This window comes from Mycobacteroides saopaulense (assembly GCF_001456355.1).
In the GTDB taxonomy this organism is placed as follows: domain Bacteria; phylum Actinomycetota; class Actinomycetes; order Mycobacteriales; family Mycobacteriaceae; genus Mycobacterium; species Mycobacterium saopaulense.
In genome coordinates, this window is sequence record NZ_CP010271.1 from 439435 (window position 1) to 461595 (window position 22161).

Genomic DNA, 22161 nt, shown 5'->3' on the forward strand with positions numbered 1-22161 from the left:
AAAGCATTTGGTGCGCAGTATCTTCCGGGTGCCACGGAGGTGGTTGTGGCGCTCTCGGGTGGTGCGGATTCGTTGGCACTCACGGCGGCAGCCGTCGCGCAGGGCTGGGCGGTGCGTGCGCTCGTCGTCGACCATGGGCTGCAGCCAGACTCGGTGGAGGTCGCCACCGCGGCTCGAGAACAGGCGTTGGTCCTGGGATGCCATGACGCATCCATTCTTTCGGTGACGGTTGACGGGCCGGGGGGCCTGGAAGCGGCGGCCCGGGATGCCCGGTACGCGGCGTTGGGTCACGCCCGGGATGGGCTGCCGGTGCTGCTCGCCCATACTCTCGACGATCAGGCCGAAACGGTGTTGCTGGGACTCGGGCGGGGGTCCGGCGGGCGTTCCCTCGCGGGAATGCGTCCCTGGGATGATCCGTGGGGACGTCCGCTTCTGGAGGTTCGTCGTACCGAGACACGGTCCGCCTGCGCCGAATTGGGGGTCACCCCATGGGAAGACCCGCACAACGCGGATTCACGCTTCGTCAGGGTGCGGCTGCGCCACGAGGTGTTGCCGCTGCTGGAACAGGTCCTCGGGGGTGGGGTTGCCGAGGCGCTTGCACGTACCGCGGCCTCGTTGCGCGATGATGGGGATGCACTCGACGAACAGGCGCGGGCTTTCTTTCCCGGTTCGGAATCGCTGACCATCTCAAGCCTGCGCGATGTTGCGCCCGCGGTGCGGCGACGAGTGATCAGACTGTGGCTACTGGCCGGCGGCGCACAGGATTTGAACGACAACCAGATTCGCGCGGTGGATGCGCTCATCGTGCGGTGGCGCGGACAGGGCGGGGTGGCCGTCGGTGCCAACTTGCCGTACCAGCGTTTGGTGGCATCAAGGTCCGGTGACGCACTGGTGCTGTCGGTTCACGATGTCACTACGTGATGGCGAAATCTTCGCGTATCGGTGAGGTGAGGGTGCGGCGGTACGCAACAGGTGGCCAGGGCCACAACTCGGGCACGCCATCAGCCCCCAGATACCAGCTGTCGCACCCCGTGGACCAGACGGTGTTGGGCATCGCCCGGCGTACCTCGGTGTTGAATATCTCAGCGGCCTCCGCCGTAGGCGCCACCGATTGCACTCGACCGAAACGAATCTCGTCGATCCAGTGCATCGCGAACTTCACCTGAGTCTCGGCGATCGAGATGAGTGAGTTGTTGCCGATCGGACTGTTCGGCCCGATCAAGAGGAAGAAGTTCGGGAATCCGGCCAGGCCCACGGCACGGTAGGCGCGCGGCCCGTCACTCCATGCGTCGCTGAGCTTGATGCCTTCGCGCCCGATCACCTCCATCGGTCGCAAGTACGAGTGCGCGTCAAAACCCGTGGCGCAAACCAGAATATCGAGCTCATGCAAGATTCCGTCCTTGGTGATGACGCCCTGCGGCACGATGCGCTCGATCCCCTCGGTGAACACCGAGACATTGGGTCGCTGTACGGCTTTGAAGAACGGTACCGACATCACCAATCGCCGGCACAGCGGTTCGTAGTCGGGATGCAGCTTTTCGCGTAGCTGTGGATCGCGGATGAGTAGTCGATGCGATGCCCGTACAAATCCCTGGATGAGCTTTCGGCGTGCACCCGGATTCACCACCGAACCGCCCACGCCGCGCTCGAAATAGAAGCGCCACAACCGATAAGAGAATCGGTTCAGGATGGGTACGCGGGACCAGACGGACTTCGATAACGCCGAGTAGGTGAAGTTGGGAACCGGCGCCACCCACTGCGCGGAGCGCTGGAACACCGAGAGGCTGAGAACCTCCTCGGCGAGGGCGCTGATGATCTGCACTCCCGAGGATCCGGTCCCGATGAGCCCGACCCGTTTCCCGGCGTACGGCACGGAGTGGTCCCAGCGTGCGGAGTGAAAGCACGGTCCCGCAAAATCCTGCAGTCCGTCGATCTCGGGGAGGCGCGGCAGATGGAGGACGCCCGTGGCGCCCACCACGACGTCGGCGGTGTCCCGGCTGCCGTCGGAAAGCTCCAATTCCCAGTGGGGTTGGCCGGGTCCATCGACCCATTCGGCGCGAGTCACCGCGGTACCGAAACGGATGTTCCGGCGCAGATTCTGCTCGTCGGTGAATCTGACGAAGTACTGGTGGATCTCCGCCCCTGGTGAAAAGCCCTTACTCCAATGGGGATTCGGGGCGAAGGAGTACGAGTAGTAACGGGACGGTACATCGCATTGCAGACCCGGATAGGTGTTGTCGCGCCAGGTGCCGCCGACCTCGTCGGCCTTCTCGTAGACGGTGAAGTTGGTGATACCCCGGTGGCGGAGGGTGGAGGCCATGCATAGGCCGGACATACCTGCGCCGATCACCACCACGCGGATATCGCGGGCACGTGCCGTTTGGACCGCTCCGTAAGCGCCATTGCTCACGTTTCCATAATGGCCTATTTCGTAAACAAAGTCACTAGGCAACTGGGATAAGCGGCTTGCGGCGAAGACCGTCCGGGGAGGTCGGCTTGGAGAGCTAACGCCCTCCATGGCACGCTGTCGGTCGTGACCTGCGAACAGGATCAGGCATGCGGCGAGCAATACAGCGGCGACGTGAAATCGGTGCTCCTCACGGAGGAGCAGATTCGCGCCAAGACCCAGGAGCTCGGCGCCGCCATCGGCGAGAAGTACCGGGACATCGAGGGTGACCTGCTGCTGGTGACCGTGCTCAAGGGTGCTGTCATGTTCGTGTCGGATTTGGCCCGGGCCATCCCGATTCCCACCCAGATGGAGTTCATGGCGGTCAGCTCGTACGGGTCGGCAACGTCGTCCTCCGGTGTGGTGCGGATTCTGAAGGACTTGGATCGGGACATCCAGGACCTGGACGTCCTGATCGTCGAGGACATCATCGACTCCGGACTGACCCTGAGCTGGCTCATGCGCAACCTCGCCTCACGCGGCCCGCGCTCGCTGAATGTGGTCTCGTTGCTGCGCAAGCCCGAGGCCAAGAAGGTCGACGTCGACGTGGCCCTCGTCGGATTCGAGATCCCCAACGAGTTCGTGGTCGGCTACGGGCTGGACTACGGCGAGCGCTACCGCGACCTGCCCTTCATCGGCACGCTTCACCCACGCGTCTACACCGACTGAGTCAGCTCCCACACCACGGTGATCTGGGCGCTGACGGTCTGCTGACCCGCCTCCACCGGCGGTCCGCCCGCGGCCCGCAACATGGCGAACTCGGCGCGGGGAGACGGTCCCGCATGACCTCCGGTCTCGTCGATGCGCAGTACCTTGCCCAGCGTGCCGCCCGAGAGGGCGGCGTACTGCTCGGCGCGGGCCTTGGCATCGGCGAACGCCCGCTCACGCGCTTGCGTGGCGAGATCGGTGCTGTCCTGAAGGTCGAAGCTCACCCCGGACAGTTGCGCCGCCTCGCCACCCGCGGTGACCGCCTTGTCCAACACATCCGAGACCTTCGAGAGGTCGCGGACGGTGATGCGCACCGAGTTGTCGGCGGCGTAGCCGGTGATCCGGTTGCCGTCGAACTGCGGGTGGACGGACATCCACGCGGTCCGGACATCCTCGGTGGCGACCCCCGAGTCGAGCACCGCATCGATCACCGCCCGAGCCTTGGCCTTCACATCGGCCATCACGCCGGCGATGCGGCGCGACCGCACCGACACCCCGACGGTTGCCATGAACACGTCGGGGCTGCCGCTGGCCTCACCGTGGCCGATAACCGTGACGTCGCCCATGTTCTAGTTCAGCTCCCAGATGACGCTTACCTCGAAGGTCACCGTCTGCTGTCCTGGTTCCAGCGGGGGCGCGAACGAGGCATCCGCCTGCATGGGTGCCCTCTTGCCCATCATCGGTGCCGGGGGCGGCACCGAACCGTGCGACTCGTCGATCCGCAGCACCTTGCCCAGTGTGGAGCCCGAGAGGCCTGCGTACTGCTCGGCGCGGGCCTTGGCGTCGTTGAAGGCGCGCTCGCGGGCACCCTTCACCAGGTCGGCGTCGTTGTCGAGATCGAAGCTCACGCTCGACAGCCGGGCCGCGTCCCCGCCGGCCTGCACGGCCTTGTCCAGTACCTCGGAGGCCTTCTTGAGATCGCGGACGTTGATGCGCACCGAGTTGGTGGCGTTGTAGCCGGTGATCCGTGTGGGGCCGCCCTGGGGGTACGTCTGCTCCGGCTGGATGGACAGCTCGTTGGTCTGGACGTCCTCGCGGGCCACTCCGGCCCCCACCACGGCGTCGATGACGGCCTGGGCCTTCTCGCTGGCCTGTGAGAGCGCCCCGGAAACGTCCTTGGCGGTGACCGATACGCCCACGTCGGCGCGCAGCACGTCGGGCGCACCCTTCACCTCGCCCTTGCCGACGACGGTGACATTGCGCGTGGTCTCCGGGCTACCGGTGGAATCGTCACCGCAGCCGGCGAGGAGCAAGGCCATTGCGGCAGCGGCGGCGACGGCGGTTGTCCGGGTCAGTGCTTTGCGTCCTACTTCTGACATGTCGCTTCCTGTCCTCCCCAACCCTTAGGGCACCACCAAAATCTTGCAATGGCGCTCGGGATCACCGAGATCGGCAAATGCCGATCCGACGTCTTCCAGACCTACCTCACCGGTCACGAGGTGCGCAACATCGATCTCGCCGTGCGCGATTCGCCGCAGCGTTTCGGAGAACTCCGTCGGGTCGTAGGCGAGTACGAACTGAAGCGCGATTTCCTTGGCGATGCCGAAGTACGGGGTGACGGCATCGGGTTCCATGCAGACGCCCACGACCACCACCCGGGAGCTGTGCGGTGCGTCGCGCAGCACCTCGTTGAGGATGCCAGGGACGCCCACAGCCTCAAAGATCACCGGGGTGCTCTTGCCGACCCGGGACCAGGCCTGGAAGGCGGGCTCGACGCCGGGATCGACGACCTCGTGCGCGCCCATGAGTCGTGCTAGATCACGCCGGGCAGCAGAGAAGTCGGCGGCGACGATGGGCTCGACGCCCTGGGAGTTGAGCGCGGCGATCACGGCGATTCCGACGGGGCCGCATCCGATGACGATCGCCCCGGTGCCCGGTTGGATGCCGGATTTGTTGACCGCGTGCAGGCCGACCGCCATCGGTTCGGTCAGTGCGGCATGCCTGGGATCGAGACCGTTGGGAATGGGCAGCAGCAGCGGCGCGCTCAGCAGCATCTGCTCGGCGTAGCCGCCCATGGTGCTGTTGCTGTAGACGATGGGCTCGAGTCCCTGGGCAGACAGGAGGATCGGAATCGACGTCACCGCGGTTCCGGGTGCGGGAGCGTCTGTCCTCGGTCCGGCCTCGATCACTTCGGCCGCGAACTCGTGGCCCATGAAGACATCGGCGCCCAGATCGACACCGTCGGTGAGGCTGGGCATGCCGGCCATCTGCTTGGACAGCTCGATGGCCTGCGCGCCATGCTTGGCGAAATGTAGGTCGGAGCCACAGATTCCGCAGGCGGACACCCTGACCAACACCTGGCCCTCGCCGGGCACCGGGTCGGGCACGTCGTCGCGGTAGACCATTGCGCCGTTGCGCAACACCGAGGCCCGCATCAGACCGAATCCTTCTCTGCCACGTGCTCGCCGATGGCCTTCGCAACCGCCTCGCCGGCACGGCCCAGCAGCTCGCCCCGCTTGGCCTGCGCCCAGTCATGCGAAACCTGGGCGGCGGTGAGCTGGCCGGTGAAGTGTGGAATCACCTTGCGGGCGAACAATTCATAGGACTTGAATGTCGCCTCTGGCGATGCCCAGTCATGGCCGAGCATCAGGAAGGTGCCGAATCCTCCCGATTTGTCGAGCAGATCCTGGACGTATTCGATGGCGTCCTCGGGTGTCCCGATACAGCAGTTCCCTTCGTCCACATACGCCTTGACGAACTCGCGGGGGTCCTGCTGCGCACCGTCTACGCCGTTGGCCAGCGGCAGTACCCCGACCGCGCCGAAGTAGTGCGCGTAGTCGGGCAGGCCGTACGTGCAGTCCTCGATGGCCTGCTCTCGCGTCTCGGCCAGGTGCATGATGCCGAGCACCCGCCAGCCGGACCGATCCGGCTCGGGGTGGCCGTGGACAGCCGCCTGCTCGCGTACCACCTCCCATGCGTTCTCCAGCGCGGCGAATCCGCCGGGGATCGACGCCGACAGGGATAGCAGTCCCGCGCCGAGCTTCCCCGCCAGTCGCGGCCCGGACGGTGAAAACATAGCTGCGGTAAGGATTTCCGGATAGGGATGGGTATACGGGCGCAATTGCAGTTGCGCATCCCGGAGGGTGAACCAGGATGTTTCGCGGCTGATGCGCTCCTCCGGTGCCGCACGTAGCAGCGCGAGGATGGCCTCCAGGGATTCCTCCTGCATCTGTCGCTGATCCACCGGGTCGATGCCCATCATGTAAGCGTCGGTCGGCAGGGCGCCCGGGCCGGTGCCGAAAATGACGCGGCCCCGGGTGATGTGGTCCAACAGAATCCAGCGATCCACCACCATCAACGGGTGGTGATACGGCAGTGACACCACGCCGGTACCCAGCCGGATGTGTTTGGTGCGTTCGGCGGCGGTGGCGATGAAAACCTCGGGGCAGGAAATCAGTTCGTATCCGCCGGAGTGATGTTCACCGAACCAGGCCTCGTCGTAGCCCAGGCGGTCCAGCGCGACCACACGATCCAGGTCGTATTCCAGTGCCGTGGTGGGATTCTGGCCGACAGGATGGAACGGGGTGATGAAGGCTCCGAATCGGAGGGGCGCCGCGGTCATCAACGCGCGACCTGCTGCAGGAATTCGAGCAACGCGGCATTGACTTCGTCTGGCCGCTCCTGCTGAATCCAGTGGCCGGCTCCTTCCAGGAGGAGGTCGCCGCGGTTGTCGGTGCGGTACTTCAGACTGCCCGCGTGATCGGTGAACCCGAGGACAGGATCGGCCGCCCCGGCGATGAACAAGGACGGCACAACGACATTCGCCCCGGTAAGGCGTTCGGTGAGTGCCCAGTTGCGGTCGAAGTTCCGGTACCAGTTCAGTCCGCCGGTGAATCCGGTGCGGGTGAATTCGGCGATGTAGTGGTCCAATTCCGCCTGGCTCAGCCAGCCAGGGAGTTCGCCGGGGTCGCTCATGCGCTCGACGAATCCGGCCGGACCCGGTGCGATCATCGTGGCCCCGTCGATATGAGCCATGCCCGCCATCATGCGCCGGATCGTGACCGCGGGATCTCGATTGAGATCGGCATCGGCCACCCCGGGCTCCTGGAAGTACAGGATGTAGAAGAAGTTGTCGCCGAACAACTTCTTCCACGCCTGTGTGGGCGCGGCCTGGCTGCGCCGGGTGAACGGGACGGACAGGCCGACGACGCCCTCCACGCGCTCCGGGACGGCGAGGGCGGTGTGCCAGGTGACGACGGCGCCCCAGTCGTGTCCGACGAATGTCGCCTTGCCGGCGCCCACATCGTCGAGGATTCCGAGCAGATCGTCGGAGAGCGCCTCGATGTTGTAGTCGTCGATGTGCGCCGGCGCGCTCGACCGGCCATAACCGCGCTGATCGGGGGCGATGACGTGATATCCGGCCGCCGCGAGCGTGGGAATCTGATGACGCCACGAGTACGCGAGCTCGGGGAAGCCGTGGGCCAGAAGCACTACCGGCTGACCGGGTTCGCCCGCCTCGACTATGCGCAGGTGCACCCCGTTCGTGGCGATGTCACGTTCCCGGATATCCACGGCGGCATCGGTCATGAGCGCATTCTCACCTTCTGCGTGCGGCCAACAGCATCGTTGTCGCTTCTTCGCCCGACAAGGCTCATCAGCGCGTGATTGCCACTAAACCACAACACACCATCGCCGACCAGGGACCGCGATGGATCCGGTTGCGGTGAGGAGGGATTGGACATATACGTCGCGCCCGATGGACGAACAGAGCGCCACCGTCCGTGGTGGCGGTGGCGCTCTGCACCGGGTGCGGGTCAGGGGGATGACCGCCCGGTTGACGTGGCGTGCAGGTGAGATGTCGAGGGGTTAGCACACCACGTCCGATTATTTTGCGAACGTGCGTACTCGGAATATTAGACACTTCAGAGGCTTTGTCAACGATGGTGACGGCCGAGCGTGCCCGATGCTTCAGGCCGCGATCGGCCCCGCGGCGAGTATGCGCTCGTAGTTCCACGGAGTGGGCGGTTTGATGGACGGCGGTGTCCATTCGGTGGTCCACCTGCCTTGTGGATGGGCCACCTCGACAGGGCTTACACCGAGGACCGATTGGGCCTCGAGGTAGGGAAGCTCGAGTAGTTCCTCCCACGGCGCGGCCATCAGAAGGTCGGCGCGCCGACCGCGTTCGACGGCCTGCCGGTAGTAACGAAGTTTGAACGGCACCGAGGCTCCGGGCAGTGCCAGGGCGCCGAGCAGGCCGAGCTTCTCCAGCGGGCCCGCGGGTTCCATTTGTCCGCAATGGAATCCGATGTTTGCCATCTCACCGGCGATATCGGGGCCGTAGCCGCCGATGGTGTGAAACATATCGTGCAGGGCCGTGCCCCGAATGATCATGTAGTAGAAGTCCTCATCCCAGTTGTTCTTCTCGGCGATCGGCCTGATGATGCTGGCCTCGCCGAAGACGCCGGCGTCGAGCTTGTTGGTGTTGAGGAACGAGAGATACGCGTGCCCCAGGCTGCCGAATGGCAGTGAGCCCAGGTACTCCACATCGTTCAGCACGGAGAGCAGATCGGGTTTGTGTTTGAACAGCTTTCGGCCGTTCGGGTGGGATCGCAGCTGATGGTAGGCGCGCGCGAAGACGGGTGCCTCCATGCCGAGAAATGCTTCGTAGATATCGCCGTGGTACTTGGCGTTGATCAGCATGCGCCAAGCCTTCAACCAGGGAGTCCAGGTTGCGCGATCGGGCACGATGCCGCCGGGATTAGAGTATTTGGCCAGGTCGTTCAGCATACGACCAATAATAGGCAGATCAATAAATATGTCAATATATTTCGTAGGGAGGCGACTGGGGCATGGCTCGCATGAGTGAGGGCGAGGGCAAGGCTCCGCGTGGCCGTGGGCGGCCGCCGGGCGGCGGGAATACCGCGCAGCAGGCGCAGGCTCAACTTCTCGATGCCGCGGAACGGCTGTTCGTCGAACGCGGGTATGGCGCCTCCACGATGGAGGCCATCGCGCGAGAAGCCGGGTATAGCCGGGCCGTGGTGTATCGGCATTTCCGCAACAGGGACGATCTGATGGACGCCTTGGTGGTCCGCGCGACGATGAGCGAGATCGCCAAGATGATCGGTCGTCTGATCGTGCTGAAGGATCTGTCCGAGATCATTCCCGAGTCGATGGTGATCGTCTCGGTGGAGGTCGGTGCCAATCCGTTGTTGCAGGTGTTGGCCGACCGCGATGATCGTGGCACGGTGGCGTCGCTGATTGTCAACGCGCCCAACCTTATCGACCTGCTGACCTCCATGTATGCGGGTGTGTTCAGCACCCGGATGACCGAGGTGCGGCAGGGCGTCCGGCCCGAGGATGCGGCGCGGTACGTGCTGTCCGTCGCGCTTTCTCTGCTACTCGGGCTGATCCCCGGCACCGACGATCCCGAGCAGGTTCGCCGCTACGTCAGGGTTTTCGTACTGCCGACGCTGCTTGCCGACCCGCCGGAGCCGGAGGCGGTCTTCCTCTAACGTGCCGCGGTTCGAGCCCTGATGAGGTCGATGACGATGTTGGGTATCTCGTCCGCGTTGCGCGCGACTCGGCTGCCGCCGCCTGGGGTGGAATCCGAAATCTGTTTGAGGACAGCGGCATCGGCATCCTCGGTGATTCCGAGGGTGATGAGGACCACGGGCCGGGCCGGGTCCTGCTCCTTCTTCACGGTCGCGAGCAATTGGTCCAGGGAAATGCCGTTCGGATCCTCATTCGTGCCGTCGGTGATGATCACCACGCTGTTGACGTAGTGCGGGTCGTATGTGGACTGCACCTTACGAAAAGCCGCCAATGTGGTGTCGTACAAACCCGTTCCGCCGCCCACCAGGGCATCCAGGCTGTGGCCCTCGTCGGCCAGCAGCTGACGTTGGGTCTTGTCGCCAACCTTCTCGCTGAGCGTGCGGATGGGCACCAGGTCTTTCCAGTCCTGGCCGGGCCCACCCTTGTCGATCGAGAAGGCCCACAAACCGATTTGCGCGTTCTCCGGGAACAATGGCAGCCCGTTGTCGATTGCCTGGCTCAACAGACCGACACGCGTGGTCGGACCCGCGGAGAACTTCATCGAGCCCGAGACATCGAGCACGGCCAGCATCCGGGAAGGCAGGGCCAGCACCCCATAGCGGCGCATCGCGGTGTCGAATGCCGTCAGGTCGTTGACGGTGAGCGTCTCCACCGCGCCGACGCCGGTACCGCCCAGTGGCGCGAAGTCGGGTCCACGAAATCCCGCGTTCCGCAACGCGTCTGCGCCATCGCTGCCGGTAATGCGCTCGGCGAGGGCTTCCCCGGTCTGCTTGGCCCGGCCGTGTCGATCGTTGGCGGATTCGGTAACCGCTATCGGATAGTTCAGGGCCGGAGTGCCCGTTGCGGGAACGACGGCGGTGAGCAGCGCGCCCGGGTGTTTGGCGTTGTAGTCGATGAGCTGTTGTTCGGTCGAGACCGCCAGGCCACCCTCCTTGGCCACCTCGCCAAGACGCTCTTCGGCGCTGCCTTGTGTGGTGTTGGTCAGCTGTGCCTGCGCGATGGGGACGAGGGCCGCCGTAATGGCATTGGGATCACTCTTTCCCTGCTCGGCCTCGGCGACCGCTCCGAGAACGGGCCCGGCCGACACGGTGTCTTCCAGCGGATTGCCGATTCGCAGGCCCGGCTGCTTCAAGACGCTCAGCCACGAATCGAATGTGGGTGCCGTGCCCTGCCTGGCGACCACCACAACGGGGGTTCTGGCCACCGACTGGCTTGCCGAATCCAACGGAGAACCGGTGGCGCGCAGCTGCCTCGCCAGCCAGATCGAGGAATCGGGCAGCCACAACGCGGGCGCGCCGCCGGGCTTGCCGATCGTTGCCGCCGTCGCCGCGGAGGGCTTCGCGTCCACGGTGACTTTTGCGCAGCCGAGTTCTTTGGTACTCGCGCCGTCTAGCGCCTTCGATACCACCGGTGCGATGGCCGGGTCTGCTGCGATGCTGAAGTTGTCGACGTCCGGGCACCGTTGCGAGAACTTCTGGTAGGCGAAGTACCCGAACCCGCCGAGCAGGGCGGCGATCAGCGCCAGCGCAATCCACTTGGGCAGGCTTGAGCCACCCGAGCGTTGCTGTTTTCGGCGATTGCGTTCACTATGGCGACCAGGCATGACTGGACCTCTTCGTTCTCGGCCGCACGCAGACCTGGTGCCCGCGTCGTGAGGCTCGGGCGATAGTACCGTGAACAAGATCACGGCCTGGGGTGCTGAGCAGGCAGTTGAGGGTCATCTAGGGGGATCTATGCGGGTGCTGGCGGGGCTCATTTTGTGCACGCTGTTAGCTGGGTGTTCGTTGTTCACATTCGGGGATGAGAAGGTCGAGGTGCCGATCGCGCAGGCCGAGGCGTTCGGGCGCATCGACCTTCCCGAGGGGGTCCAGGTCCTCAAGGTGTTGAGAACGCATTTCCAGGACACCCTCTACGAAGTGGCGCTGCGAACCACCTCGCGCGGTGTGGCGACGATTCTGCGGAATTCGCATTTCACCGCTTCTTTCCACCCGGTGCAGGACCCAACCACGCTCAAGGTCATCGCAGGCCCTCCGATGTCGAGCGCGACGAATGTCACCCAGGCCCAGGACCATGTCGAGAAGCCGTGGGTGTACCGCGGCATCGTCCAAGACATCAGGTCGCCCGAGGAGGTTTACCTGCACATGAACCTGTTCGACACCTAGCCCCGTGCAGCGCCTGGGGGCTACCTCCGTTTTCACCCTGGGCGTAGTGCGCGCCACAGATGCGAACATGCAGGTGAGGTAGCCTGAGAGTTCTTGATGAATACCTCTACGGGATTCCTCTGGCCTGCTCCATGACGACGGAAGGACCGGGCCGCTGACCGCGGCCGACGCTGTATGAACCGGACAAATGTGTTTCGCACCCTGGGCGTCATCGTGGTGGTGCTGCTGCTGGGGTGGTCGTTCTTCTACTTCAGCGACGACACCCGCGGTTACAAGCCCGTGGACACCACGGTCGCGATCAAGCAGATCGACACCGACAACGTCAAGAGTGCCCGCATCGACGACCGCGAGCAGCAGCTGCGGCTGGACCTGAAGGCGGCGAACGGCGATACCGAAGGCAAGGACAAGGTCATCACCAAGTACCCGACCGGGTACGGGGTGCCGCTGCTGGAGAAGCTGAACGGCAAGGGCGCCACCGTCAACACGACGGTGAACCAGGGCAGCATCCTGGGATCGCTGCTGCTGTACCTGCTGCCGGTGATCCTGCTGGTGGTGCTGTTCTTCGCCTTCAGCCGTATGCAGTCCGGCGGCCGGGGCATGGGCTTCGGTTTCGGTAAGTCCCGTGCCAAGCAGCTGTCCAAGGACATGCCCAAGACCACCTTCGCCGATGTCGCTGGGGTCGACGAGGCAGTCGAAGAGCTCTACGAGATCAAGGACTTCCTGCAGAACCCGTCGCGTTACCAGGCGCTCGGCGCCAAGATCCCGCGCGGCGTGCTGCTCTACGGTCCGCCCGGAACCGGTAAGACCCTGCTGGCCCGCGCGGTGGCAGGCGAGGCCGGCGTGCCCTTCTTCACCATTTCCGGTTCCGACTTCGTGGAAATGTTTGTGGGTGTTGGTGCTTCGCGTGTGCGCGACCTGTTCGAGCAGGCCAAGCAGAACAGCCCCTGCATCATCTTCGTCGACGAGATCGATGCCGTCGGGCGCCAGCGCGGCGCCGGCCTGGGCGGTGGGCACGACGAGCGCGAGCAGACGCTCAACCAGTTGTTGGTGGAGATGGACGGCTTCGGTGACCGGCAGGGCGTCATCTTGATCGCCGCCACCAACCGCCCCGACATCCTGGATCCGGCGCTTTTGCGCCCCGGCCGTTTCGACCGGCAGATCCCGGTATCGAGCCCCGACCTCGCGGGCCGCAAGGCCGTGCTCAAGGTCCACTCGGCGGGCAAGCCGTTCGGACCCGATGTCGATTTCGACGGACTGGCCAAGCGCACCGTGGGCATGTCGGGCGCCGACCTGGCCAATGTCATCAACGAGGCCGCGCTGCTCACCGCGCGCGAAAACGGCACCGTCATCACGGCCGCCGCGTTGGAAGAATCGGTCGACCGGGTGGTCGGCGGTCCCCGCCGCAAGGGCCGCATCATCAGCGAGCACGAGAAGAAGATCACCGCGTACCACGAGGCCGGACACACCCTCGCTGCCTGGGCCATGCCCGATATCGAGCGGGTGTACAAGGTGACCATCTTGGCGCGCGGACGCACCGGCGGGCACGCCATCGCGGTGCCCGAGGACGACAAGGGTCTGGCCACCAGGTCGGAGATGATCGCCCAGCTGGTGTTCGCCATGGGTGGGCGCGCCGCCGAAGAGCTTGTGTTCCGGGAGCCGACCACCGGCGCGGTATCCGATATCGAGCAGGCGACGAAGAAGGCCCGCGCCATGGTCACCGAGTTCGGCATGAGCGCCAAGCTCGGCGCCGTGCGGTACGGCACCGAGCACGGTGATCCGTTCCTCGGTCGAACCATGGGCACGCAGGCCGACTATTCGCATGAGGTCGCACGCGAAATCGATGAGGAGGTGCGCAACCTCATCGAAGCGGCACACACCGAGGCCTGGGCCATCCTCACCGAATATCGCGACGTGTTGGACACGTTGGCCGGTGCGTTGCTGGAGAAGGAAACCGTGGTCCGCAAGGAACTCGAGGAGATCTTCAAGGACGTTCAGCGCCGTCCGCGTTTGACGATGTTCGACGACTTCGGAGGCCGTATCCCGTCCGACAAGCCCCCGATCAAGACCCCGGGTGAGCTGGCCATCGAGCGCGGCGAGCCCTGGCCCCCGCCGGTTCCGGAGCCCGCGTTCAAGAAGGCCATCGCAGAGCAGGCGGGCGCCGCCGTACCCGCGAACGGCGTTCCTGCCGGTCCGCATGGGTCCGTACCCAATGGTCAAGGTGGACAACCTGTTCCGTCAGGTGTTCACCAGGGTCCGCCTCCGGGAACCAACTACGGTGCACCTGCCGGTTGGTACGCGCCGGGCTGGCCCCCGCCGGGTCAGGCCGCGTATCCGCCGCCGGGCTACCAGCCGTATCCGCCGCAGCCATACCCATATCCGGTGCCGACTCCGCATCAGCAGCCGGGCCCGGCTCCGGACGAGGGCAGCGAGAGCAAGAGCTGATATGAACTCGCCCGAGACGGCCGAGTACAACGGCCAGCAGACCGGCCACGTCTTCGACCAGGCGCGTGCTGAGGCAGCGGTGCGTGAGCTGCTCTACGCCGTTGGTGAAGACCCGGACCGGCACGGGCTGGTGGATACCCCGGCGCGTGTGGCGCGCGCCTACAAGGAGATATTCGCCGGGCTGTACACCGACCCGGACACGGTGCTGAACACCACCTTCGACGAACAGCACGATGAGCTGGTGCTGGTGAAGTCGATACCGATGTACTCCACGTGTGAACATCACCTGGTGTCGTTTCACGGCGTCGCGCACGTGGGATACATCCCCGGCGAGCACGGCCGGGTGACCGGATTGTCGAAAATCGCCCGGCTGGTTGACCTTTACGCAAAGCGGCCGCAGGTGCAGGAGCGGCTGACGGCGCAGATCGCCGACGCACTGGTGCGCAAGCTGGAACCGCGTGGAGCGATCGTCGTGATCGAGGCCGAGCATCTGTGCATGGCCATGCGTGGTGTCCGCAAGCCCGGGGCGACGACGACCACATCTGCGGTGCGGGGACAGTTCAAACGCGACGCGGCCTCGCGGGCGGAGGTTCTCGACCTGATGATGAGGGCATGATCGCCGGCGTGACGGATACTCCTGCTCTCACTCACATTCTGGGAGTCGTCAATGTCACCGACGACTCCTTCTCTGACGGTGGGCAATTCGTCAGGCAATCGGACGCGGTGGCGCACGGTTTGGCGCTCGCCTCCGCGGGCGCCGACATCATCGATGTCGGCGGTCAGTCGACTCGGCCGGGCGCGACGCCCATCAGGCAGAAGATCGAAATGCAACGGGTCATCCCGGTGATCAAAGAACTTGCCAGCCATGGGATCAACGTCAGTGTGGACACCATGCGAGCCGAGGTCGCGGCCGCCGCGGTGGAAGCGGGCGCGAACATGGTCAACGACGTCTCGGGTGGCCGTGCGGACCCGGAGATGGCACCGCTGCTCGCGGATCTGGGCCTGCCTTGGATTCTGATGCACTGGCGTTCAAAGGATTTCATCCACAAGCCAACCGCCAGAAACTACGGCGATGTGGTGGCGGATGTCTCGCGTGAGCTGATGGAGTCGGTGGAGGTGGCGGTGAAGGCCGGTGTCTCCCAGGACAAGATCATTCTCGACCCCGGTTTGGGTTTCGCCAAGACCGCACACCACAACTGGCTGCTTCTACAGGCGATCCCGGATCTGCAGGAGCTGGGATATCCGATTCTCATCGGCGCCTCACGGAAACGATTCCTCGGATCGCTGCTTACCGACCTCAAGGGCGTGGAACGACCGGCAGACGGGCGTGAAACGGCAACCGCCGTTATCACCGCACTCGGTGCACTGCACGAGGTATGGGGTGTGCGTGTCCACGACGTCACGGCATCCATGGATGCGCTGAAGGTGGTGCGTGCCTGGGAGACCGGCGGCATCGAGACCCTCGAAGAGGGCGAAGAAGAGAGCCAAGACACGCCGCGGGAGACGCGGACAGAGCCCGAGCCCGGGCCGGCGGTCGACCCCCAGCACGACGAGGTGACTACCGAGGTGACGGTGCGGACCCAGCGCCCCGAGCCCAGCAAGACCGCGGGTGGCAGGTGGCGCCGTGAGGTGGCGCAGCGCGGCGCCAAGGGCGGCAACAAATGACCGACCGCATCGAGCTGCGCGGCCTGAAAGTCTTTGGATATCACGGAGTGTTCGAGCACGAGCGTCGCGACGGCCAGGAATTCTCGGTGGATGTCACCGTTTGGATGGACCTCGACACCGCGGCGGCCACCGACCAGCTGGTCGACACGCTCGATTACGGAGAACTGGCTCAGCGGGCCGCCGCGATCGTGTCCGGGCCCCCACGCAATCTCATCGAGTCGGTCGCGGGTGCGATCGCCGATGACGTGATGACCGACGCGCGCGTGCATGCCGTGGAGGCAGTGGTACACAAGCCCAATGCGCCAATTCCATTGACGTTCAGCGACGTGGCGGTGGTTGCCCGCCGCTCCCGGCGATCTCGCGGTGGGGGATTGTCAGGGACGTCCCAGTGACCCGCGCGGTGCTGTCCATCGGATCCAATCTTGGTGACAGGCTCACGCACCTGCAATCGGTCGTGGACGCGCTGGGCTCGGACGTTGTCGGGATATCACCGGTGTACCGGACCGCCCCGTGGGGCCACGTCCCGCAGTCGGACTTCCTCAACGCCATCGTCATCGCCACGGGGCGCGAGCCGCAGGAGTGGCTTGAGCAGGCGCAGCGCCTGGAGCGGTCCGCGCAGCGCGTACGCCGGGAACGTTGGGGCCCGCGCACTCTGGACGTCGACGTGATCAGCTGCCGACCCGAGGCTCTCGCCGGAGCCGGCGCTCCCGAGATTCTTTCCGACGATGTGGTTCTCACCTTGCCGCATCCGCGTGCACATCAGCGCGCGTTCGTGCTGGTGCCCTGGCTGGCACTCGATCCAGAAGCGGTGCTGACGGTCGAGGGACGGGCGCGCAGGGTGGCAGACCTGATCGAGGAATTAGACCCCGCCGAACGCGACGGTGTGCGACGGGTGGATGACACGCTGACCGGTCCGGTGACCTAGTGGGCCCCACCAGGATCCGCGATCTGCTGGTCGCGGGCGCAGCCACCGCGATCCTCGGCTACTTCTTTGTGTTGGCGTCCTATGGTTCCCTGCCGCCGATCCCGTTGCTCGGCGGCGTCTCGCTGCTGGTTTTGGCGATCGCCGAAGGCGGCTGGGCGTTCTACATCCGCAACAAGGTCAACGACGGTCAGATCGGGGTCGGCACGGGGCGTATACCTGCCCTTCTGGTGGCGCGTTCGGTGGTGGTCGCGAAGGCGTCGGCGTGGCTTGGCACGTTGATGACCGGGTGGTGGATGGCGATGCTCGTCTACATCCTGCCGCGACGGGCACATTTGGCCGCCGCGGCGGCAGACACCTTCGGTGTGGTGATCGCGACCGGATGTGCGTTGGCGCTCGTGGTCGCCGGGCTGTGGCTTCAGCATTGCTGTAAGTCGCCACCGGACCCGCCCGCGACTCCCGCGCGATAGCACTCATGCACCTCGAATCGCCGATTCGAGGTCGGCCAGCACACTGCACTGTCCAGGTACAGTCACCTCCATGACCATGCCCACCCGAGCGGCGAAGCCCCGGCGTGGCAGCCGACGCCCTGGTTGGGCGTTGCTGACCGCGTTGCTGGTGCTGGCGATCGGGTCTGGGATTGCTTTGGTTTTCACCGATAAGGCCATCTATTTGCGCGTGGGCTTGTTGCTGGCGCTCTGGGCTGCCGTCATCGCGTCATTCGCCGCGCTGACCTACCGCCGGCAGAGCGATACCGATCAGGCCAAGGTTCGCGACCAGAAACTCGTGTACGACCTGCAGCTGGAGCGGGAAATCTCGGCGCGTCGGGAGTACGAGCTGACGGTTGAGAGCAGGTTGCGTCAGCAGCTGGCGGGGGAGATCGAGGCGCAGGCCGCCGATGAGATCGCGACCTTGCGGGCCGAGCTTGCCGCGTTGCGGACCAATCTGGAGATCCTGTTCAACACCGATCTGAGCGATCGGCCGGCCATCGAGCACGACCCGATCCGCGCGCTGGGGCCCTGGCCCGGCGCGGAGCCACAGCCGGTTCCGGAAGCAAGTGCTCCCGCGGCCGCGTTCACCCATTCGGTTCGGGAGAGCGAGCCCACCGCAGCATCCCAGTACCAGGACGTGACCGCGGTCGAGGAAGACAACCGGACATCGGAGTACCCGATCATCGATGTCGCCGAAGATCCCCATCACGTGGATGAGAATGAGGCGCCTCCGACACCGCCCTACCCGGCGCCTCCGTATTACGGGGCGGCGCAACCCCACGAGCCCGAGCCGTATCAGCAGCCGGTCTCGTCGGGCACGCATTGGCGTCCGCAACCCGAACCCCACGTGACACAGCCGCCGGTGCCGGCGCAGGAGCCCGAATCCCCCGCGGCCGCCGATTCGGTGCAGCCAGCGTATTGGGCTGCCAAACAAGAGGATTGGGACGCGGCGGCAGACGGTGAAGACTGGGATCCGGTACCTGCGCCCATGGCTCCGCCGGAACAGCCCGCCCCGCAGCCCGCGTGGAACACGGCCGCGCCGGACTGGAACGCGCCGCCGCCACCGGCGCCCCCCAGTTCCTGGGCACCGGCACCCGCGGAAGGCCAGTGGTTGCCGCCCGGAACCGCGGGCAGCAATTGGGCCTCCAACGAGCCTGTGCCACCGCCCCCGAGTCCCTACCAGGCCGAACCGGCCCCGGGACGCCACTCTGGAACAGCGTCACGGCATCAGGCGCCGGCCGCGCCGGACACCGGCGGCGGAGGACACTGGGCTCCGGAGCCGTCCTACCCGCCGCCCCCGCCGGCGCCAGAGCAGTCGGGTGGAGGACGTCGCAGGGCTCCCGAACCCGAGGAATCGGGCGGTAAGCGCAGGGCCCCGGAGCCGGAGGAATCCGAAGAGACCCGTGGTCGTCGCCGAGCCGAGGAGACGGGCGGGTTCTCGGTCGCCGACCTGCTGGGACGGATTCAGTCCGATCCTTCGGAATCGGCGGAGTCCGGCGGTGGTCGTCGTCGCAGGCGCGAGGACTGATTCAGCCGATTTCGTCATCGTGCGCGAAAGTGAGCAATCTAACGGTCGGCACCCCTGCCGGTAGCGCCGTGGTGGGATTACCCTGCTGATGACCGTCCGGTACCTGCACGGCAGGACTGGAACGTATCTAGTCTGCGAGGTGTCTCCTTCAGCATGTCTGAGGCTTTCAATGTCGAAGGCCACGCCGACGGACCGCTAGACGGCTTGCGGCCCGCCCGGCTGGCTGTCGGAATCATCTCTGCCGGTCGAGTCGGCACGGCCATGGGCGTCGCCCTGGAAGCGGCGGGCCACTTCGTGGTCGCGTGCAGCGCGGTGTCCGATGCTTCGCGACGGCGTGCCGAGGAGCGGCTGCCGGAAAGCCAGGTGCTGCCCGCCCAAGAGGTGGCCCCGCGTGCCGAGCTCTTGATCCTCTCCGTGCCGGATCACGAGCTGGCGGCGCTGGTCTCGGGGCTTGCCACCACTGGTTCGGTGCGACCCGGAACGATCGTGGTGCACAGTTCGGGTGCCAACGGCGTCGCGATCCTGGAACCGTTGACGTCGCTCGGATGTGTTCCGCTGGCCATCCATCCGGCCATGACCTTTGTCGGCGGCGACGAAGATATCGAACGACTTCCCAACTGTTGCTTTGGAATTACCGCGGCCGACGAGACGGGTTACGCCATCGGTACGGCACTGGTACTGGAGATCGGGGGCGAACCGGTACGCGTGCGCGAGGACGCTCGCACTCTCTACCACGCGGCGCTGGCGCACGGAAGCAACCATGTGGTGACGCTGGTGCTGGATGCGGTTGAAGCACTGCGCTCGGCACTCTGGGGACAGGAGTTGTTGGGACAGGAGATGATTGGTGACGGACCGGGCGGGCTGCCCGAGCGGGTCTTGGCGCCGTTGATACGCGCTGCCGTCACGAACGCGCTGGATCGCGGGCAGGCGGCGCTGACCGGCCCCGTGGCGCGGGGAGACGGCGCCGCCATCGAACGTCACCTCGGCGCACTCGCCGAGGCGGACCCGGCGTTGGCCGAGGCCTATCGCGCGGATGCGCGCAGAACCGCCCAGCGTGCCCACGCCCCCAAATCGGTTTTCGCCGCACTGGAACCCCGGACGAGATAAGGCACCGTGATGACGAGTTTGTATGGGCCCAAGGGCCCGCAGGGCTACCTTCGTGGAGAACTCACCGTCCACCACGATCCGGACACGATGTATGACGTATCGAAGGCATTGCGGCACACCGGCCGACGGATCGTGTTGGTGCCGACCATGGGTGCGCTGCATGAGGGCCATCTGACGTTGGTCCGGCATGCCCGTAAGGTGCCGGGCGCCGTGGTTGTGGTGTCCATCTTCGTCAACCCCCTGCAGTTCGGCCCCGGCGAGGACCTCGACGCGTACCCGCGGACGCTGGACTCCGACGTCGAGAAGCTGCGTGACGAGGGCGTGGAGCTGGTGTTCGCGCCCACCGCCGAGGCGATGTATCCCCATGGGCAGCGCACCACCGTGCAGCCCGGGCCGCTCGGGGCCGAGCTTGAGGGTGCTTCACGGCCAACGCATTTCGCCGGAATGCTGACCGTGGTGCTCAAACTCTTACAGATTGTGGCGCCCGACCGGGCATATTTCGGGGAGAAGGACTACCAGCAGCTGGTGCTCATCCGGCAGATGGTCGCCGATCTCAACGTCAAGACCCGGATCGTGCCGGTGCCTATCGTCCGCGAGGCGGACGGGCTGGCCATGTCCTCGCGAAATGTGTATCTGAGCGATGAGCACCGCGAGCAGGCCGGTGCCTTGTCGGCAGCTCTTCTTGCCGGAATCTATTCGGCCTCAGGGGGTTCGGAAGCGGCTCTGGATGCGGCCCGCGCTGTGCTCGACGAGGTGCCCGCAATCGAGGTGGACTATCTGGAGGTGCGCGGCACCGATCTCGGTCCTGCCCCCGCGCATGGACCCGGCCGCATGCTGGTGGCGGCCAGGCTGGGGACCACCCGGCTGTTGGACAACGTTCCCATCGAGATCGGACCGGCGGGGCCGTCGGAGCCCGATCACGAACTACCCTGGCGAAATTAACTGGAGGACCTGATGTTCCGCACGATGATGAAGTCGAAGATCCATCGCGCCACGGTGACGCACGCCGATCTGCACTACGTCGGCTCGGTCACCATCGACCCCGACCTCATGGAGGCCGCAGACCTGCTGGAGGGTGAGCAGGTCACCATCGTCGACATCGACAACGGGGCTCGACTGGAGACCTACGCGATCACCGGTACGCGCGGCAGCGGCGTCATAGGAATCAACGGCGCCGCAGCGCATCTGGTGCACCCGGGAGACCTGGTGATCATCATCGCCTACGGCGTGATGAGCGACCAGGAGGCCCGCGCCTTCAAGCCCCGGGTGGTGTTCGTCGATTCGGACAACAAGCAGGTCGAGCTGGGCGAGCACTCCGATGATCCGGCTTACGTGCCCGACAACTTCGGCCTGGTGTCGCCCCGCGGTCTGGTGTAGCCGTGCTGCTGGCAATCGACGTACGCAACACCCATACAGTGCTCGGATTGGTTTCCGGGACGGGGGAGCACGCCAAGGTGGTTCAGCATTGGCGGATTCGTACGGAACCCGAGATCACCGCCGACGAACTGGCGCTCACCATCGACGGACTGATCGGCGATGACAGTGAGACCCTCACCGGGGTCGCGGCGCTCTCCACCGTACCGTCGGTGCTGCACGAGATGCGGGGGATGTTCGACCAGTACTGGTCCGCGGTTCCGCAAGTCCTCATCGAACCGGGTGTGCGCACGGGTCTGCCGCTGCTGGTGGACAACCCGAAAGAGGTGGGCGCCGACCGGATCGTCAATTGCCTTGCCGCTCATCATAGGTTCGGTTCGGCGTGCATCGTGGTGGACTTCGGGTCCTCGATCTGTGTAGATGTGGTGTCGGCCAAGGGCGAATTCCTCGGAGGGGCGATCGCGCCGGGCGTGCAGGTGTCCTCGGATGCCGCCGCCGCGCGCAGCGCCGCCCTGCGCCGGGTCGAGCTGACCCGTCCGCGCTCGGTCGTCGGCAAGAACACGGTCGAGTGCATGCAGTCCGGAGCGGTCTTCGGGTTCGCCGGACTGGTGGACGGGCTGGTGGAGCGGGTGCGGCGAGACATCGACGGTTTCGGTGGCGCCGGCGTCACGGTGGTGGCCACGGGCCACACCGCGCCGCTGATCCTGCCCGAGACTCACACCGTCGACCGTTACGAGGAACACCTCACACTCGACGGTCTGCGGCTGGTGTACGAGCGCAACCGTGCTGACCAGCGCGGCAAGGCACGTACGGCGAAATAGATA

Annotated in this window: 23 protein-coding genes; 15 read left to right on the top strand and 8 right to left on the bottom strand. The window is 65.6% G+C overall.

The window, feature by feature from the left end; all coding sequences use genetic code 11:
- Positions 1-39: 39 nt before the first annotated feature.
- Positions 40-921, top strand: coding sequence for a tRNA lysidine(34) synthetase TilS (tilS, locus tag MYCSP_RS02215; RefSeq protein WP_083017484.1), 882 nt, complete (start codon positions 40-42; stop codon positions 919-921).
- Here tilS and MYCSP_RS02220 read toward each other — a convergent pair.
- Entirely contained in the window at positions 914-2410 is a 1497-nt protein-coding gene (locus tag MYCSP_RS02220; protein ID WP_083017421.1) for a flavin-containing monooxygenase, read from the bottom strand. The two genes, tilS and MYCSP_RS02220, sit on opposite strands and share 8 nt — an antisense overlap.
- A 123-nt stretch (positions 2411-2533) precedes the next feature.
- On the opposite strand from MYCSP_RS02220, the gene hpt reads away from it, so the two are divergent.
- Positions 2534-3115 carry a hypoxanthine phosphoribosyltransferase gene (gene hpt, locus MYCSP_RS02225; protein WP_070912412.1) on the top strand — a complete coding sequence of 194 codons (582 nt, stop codon included), beginning with the start codon at positions 2534-2536 and terminating at the stop codon, positions 3113-3115.
- Here the strand turns inward: hpt and MYCSP_RS02230 are convergent.
- The 6 genes from MYCSP_RS02230 to MYCSP_RS02255 form a co-directional block, all read right to left on the bottom strand.
- Positions 3103-3720 (bottom strand): SIMPL domain-containing protein, encoded by a 618-nt coding sequence (locus MYCSP_RS02230; protein ID WP_083017423.1) that lies wholly within the window; start codon positions 3718-3720, stop codon positions 3103-3105. The two genes, hpt and MYCSP_RS02230, sit on opposite strands and share 13 nt — an antisense overlap.
- Before the next feature lie 3 nt (positions 3721-3723).
- On the bottom strand, positions 3724-4473 hold the full coding sequence (locus MYCSP_RS02235) for an SIMPL domain-containing protein (RefSeq protein WP_070912414.1): 750 nt from the start codon (positions 4471-4473) through the stop codon (positions 3724-3726).
- 24 nt (positions 4474-4497) lie between these two features.
- On the bottom strand, positions 4498-5529 hold the full coding sequence (locus tag MYCSP_RS02240) for a zinc-binding dehydrogenase (protein ID WP_088413111.1): 1032 nt from the start codon (positions 5527-5529) through the stop codon (positions 4498-4500).
- Entirely contained in the window at positions 5529-6716 is a 1188-nt protein-coding gene (locus MYCSP_RS02245) for an LLM class flavin-dependent oxidoreductase (protein WP_088413112.1), read from the bottom strand. Before MYCSP_RS02245 ends, MYCSP_RS02240 begins: the two co-directional genes overlap by 1 nt.
- Positions 6716-7681: an alpha/beta fold hydrolase gene (locus tag MYCSP_RS02250; protein ID WP_088413113.1), complete on the bottom strand. Its 966-nt coding sequence runs from the start codon at positions 7679-7681 to the stop codon at positions 6716-6718. Before MYCSP_RS02250 ends, MYCSP_RS02245 begins: the two co-directional genes overlap by 1 nt.
- Positions 7682-8062: 381 nt before the next feature.
- The gene (locus MYCSP_RS02255; protein ID WP_088413114.1) at positions 8063-8881 is read right to left on the bottom strand and encodes a Coq4 family protein; all 819 of its coding nucleotides are present in this window, start codon (positions 8879-8881) and stop codon (positions 8063-8065) included.
- Between the two features lie 62 nt (positions 8882-8943).
- Here MYCSP_RS02255 and MYCSP_RS02260 point away from each other — a divergent pair, with 62 nt between their 5' ends.
- A complete protein-coding gene (locus MYCSP_RS02260; protein WP_083017431.1) occupies positions 8944-9606 on the top strand; it encodes a helix-turn-helix domain-containing protein in 663 nt (220 codons plus the stop codon).
- Here the strand turns inward: MYCSP_RS02260 and MYCSP_RS02265 are convergent.
- Positions 9603-11171: a substrate-binding domain-containing protein gene (locus tag MYCSP_RS02265; protein WP_088415389.1), complete on the bottom strand. Its 1569-nt coding sequence runs from the start codon at positions 11169-11171 to the stop codon at positions 9603-9605. The genes MYCSP_RS02260 and MYCSP_RS02265 overlap by 4 nt on opposite strands.
- Before the next feature lie 208 nt (positions 11172-11379).
- Here MYCSP_RS02265 and MYCSP_RS02270 point away from each other — a divergent pair, with 208 nt between their 5' ends.
- The 12 genes from MYCSP_RS02270 to MYCSP_RS02325 all read left to right on the top strand — a co-directional run bounded on the left by MYCSP_RS02270 (position 11380) and on the right by MYCSP_RS02325 (position 22158).
- Positions 11380-11808 (top strand): hypothetical protein, encoded by a 429-nt coding sequence (locus MYCSP_RS02270; RefSeq protein ID WP_083017435.1) that lies wholly within the window; start codon positions 11380-11382, stop codon positions 11806-11808.
- A gap of 174 nt (positions 11809-11982) precedes the next feature.
- The gene (gene ftsH, locus MYCSP_RS02275; RefSeq protein ID WP_070912423.1) at positions 11983-14250 is read left to right on the top strand and encodes an ATP-dependent zinc metalloprotease FtsH; all 2268 of its coding nucleotides are present in this window, start codon (positions 11983-11985) and stop codon (positions 14248-14250) included.
- A gap of 1 nt (position 14251) precedes the next feature.
- The gene (gene folE / locus MYCSP_RS02280) at positions 14252-14866 is read left to right on the top strand and encodes a GTP cyclohydrolase I FolE (RefSeq protein ID WP_083017437.1); all 615 of its coding nucleotides are present in this window, start codon (positions 14252-14254) and stop codon (positions 14864-14866) included.
- Positions 14863-15915, top strand: coding sequence for a dihydropteroate synthase (gene folP / locus MYCSP_RS02285; RefSeq protein WP_070912425.1), 1053 nt, complete (start codon positions 14863-14865; stop codon positions 15913-15915). The genes folE and folP overlap by 4 nt, the downstream gene beginning before the upstream one ends.
- Positions 15912-16307 carry a dihydroneopterin aldolase gene (gene folB / locus MYCSP_RS02290; RefSeq protein ID WP_088413115.1) on the top strand — a complete coding sequence of 132 codons (396 nt, stop codon included), beginning with the start codon at positions 15912-15914 and terminating at the stop codon, positions 16305-16307. Before folP ends, folB begins: the two co-directional genes overlap by 4 nt.
- Positions 16304-16840 (top strand): 2-amino-4-hydroxy-6-hydroxymethyldihydropteridine diphosphokinase, encoded by a 537-nt coding sequence (folK, locus tag MYCSP_RS02295; RefSeq protein WP_083017442.1) that lies wholly within the window; start codon positions 16304-16306, stop codon positions 16838-16840. Before folB ends, folK begins: the two co-directional genes overlap by 4 nt.
- Entirely contained in the window at positions 16840-17307 is a 468-nt protein-coding gene (locus MYCSP_RS02300) for a DUF3180 domain-containing protein (protein WP_070912428.1), read from the top strand. Before folK ends, MYCSP_RS02300 begins: the two co-directional genes overlap by 1 nt.
- 70 nt (positions 17308-17377) lie before the next feature.
- Positions 17378-18856 (top strand): DUF6779 domain-containing protein, encoded by a 1479-nt coding sequence (locus MYCSP_RS02305; RefSeq protein ID WP_088413116.1) that lies wholly within the window; start codon positions 17378-17380, stop codon positions 18854-18856.
- Positions 18857-19009: 153 nt separating this feature from the next.
- Positions 19010-19963 (top strand): Rossmann-like and DUF2520 domain-containing protein, encoded by a 954-nt coding sequence (locus MYCSP_RS02310; protein WP_088413117.1) that lies wholly within the window; start codon positions 19010-19012, stop codon positions 19961-19963.
- A 9-nt stretch (positions 19964-19972) separates the two neighbouring features.
- On the top strand, positions 19973-20905 hold the full coding sequence (gene panC / locus MYCSP_RS02315; RefSeq protein WP_070912431.1) for a pantoate--beta-alanine ligase: 933 nt from the start codon (positions 19973-19975) through the stop codon (positions 20903-20905).
- Between the two features lie 12 nt (positions 20906-20917).
- On the top strand, positions 20918-21340 hold the full coding sequence (gene panD, locus MYCSP_RS02320) for an aspartate 1-decarboxylase (protein ID WP_070912432.1): 423 nt from the start codon (positions 20918-20920) through the stop codon (positions 21338-21340).
- A 2-nt stretch (positions 21341-21342) separates the two neighbouring features.
- Positions 21343-22158: a type III pantothenate kinase gene (locus tag MYCSP_RS02325; protein ID WP_070912433.1), complete on the top strand. Its 816-nt coding sequence runs from the start codon at positions 21343-21345 to the stop codon at positions 22156-22158.
- The last annotated feature ends 3 nt before the right edge of the window (positions 22159-22161 follow it).

Excerpts from the sequence above, each read along its gene's own strand:
- MYCSP_RS02230 (WP_083017423.1), bottom strand. The coding sequence starts at position 3,720 with ATGGGCGACGTCACGGTTATCGGCCACGGTGAGGCCAGCGGCAGCCCC.
- MYCSP_RS02260 (WP_083017431.1), top strand. The coding sequence starts at position 8,944 with ATGGCTCGCATGAGTGAGGGCGAGGGCAAGGCTCCGCGTGGCCGTGGG.
- MYCSP_RS02235 (WP_070912414.1), bottom strand. The coding sequence starts at position 4,473 with ATGTCAGAAGTAGGACGCAAAGCACTGACCCGGACAACCGCCGTCGCC.
- MYCSP_RS02245 (WP_088413112.1), bottom strand. The coding sequence starts at position 6,716 with ATGACCGCGGCGCCCCTCCGATTCGGAGCCTTCATCACCCCGTTCCAT.
- MYCSP_RS02255 (WP_088413114.1), bottom strand. The coding sequence starts at position 8,881 with ATGCTGAACGACCTGGCCAAATACTCTAATCCCGGCGGCATCGTGCCC.
- MYCSP_RS02270 (WP_083017435.1), top strand. The coding sequence starts at position 11,380 with ATGCGGGTGCTGGCGGGGCTCATTTTGTGCACGCTGTTAGCTGGGTGT.
- MYCSP_RS02310 (WP_088413117.1), top strand. The coding sequence starts at position 19,010 with ATGTCTGAGGCTTTCAATGTCGAAGGCCACGCCGACGGACCGCTAGAC.
- MYCSP_RS02240 (WP_088413111.1), bottom strand. The coding sequence starts at position 5,529 with ATGCGGGCCTCGGTGTTGCGCAACGGCGCAATGGTCTACCGCGACGAC.
- folB (WP_088413115.1), top strand. The coding sequence starts at position 15,912 with ATGACCGACCGCATCGAGCTGCGCGGCCTGAAAGTCTTTGGATATCAC.
- folE (WP_083017437.1), top strand. The coding sequence starts at position 14,252 with ATGAACTCGCCCGAGACGGCCGAGTACAACGGCCAGCAGACCGGCCAC.
- panD (WP_070912432.1), top strand. The coding sequence starts at position 20,918 with ATGTTCCGCACGATGATGAAGTCGAAGATCCATCGCGCCACGGTGACG.
- ftsH (WP_070912423.1), top strand. The coding sequence starts at position 11,983 with ATGAACCGGACAAATGTGTTTCGCACCCTGGGCGTCATCGTGGTGGTG.
- folP (WP_070912425.1), top strand. The coding sequence starts at position 14,863 with ATGATCGCCGGCGTGACGGATACTCCTGCTCTCACTCACATTCTGGGA.
- panC (WP_070912431.1), top strand. The coding sequence starts at position 19,973 with ATGACGAGTTTGTATGGGCCCAAGGGCCCGCAGGGCTACCTTCGTGGA.
- MYCSP_RS02250 (WP_088413113.1), bottom strand. The coding sequence starts at position 7,681 with ATGACCGATGCCGCCGTGGATATCCGGGAACGTGACATCGCCACGAAC.
- MYCSP_RS02305 (WP_088413116.1), top strand. The coding sequence starts at position 17,378 with ATGACCATGCCCACCCGAGCGGCGAAGCCCCGGCGTGGCAGCCGACGC.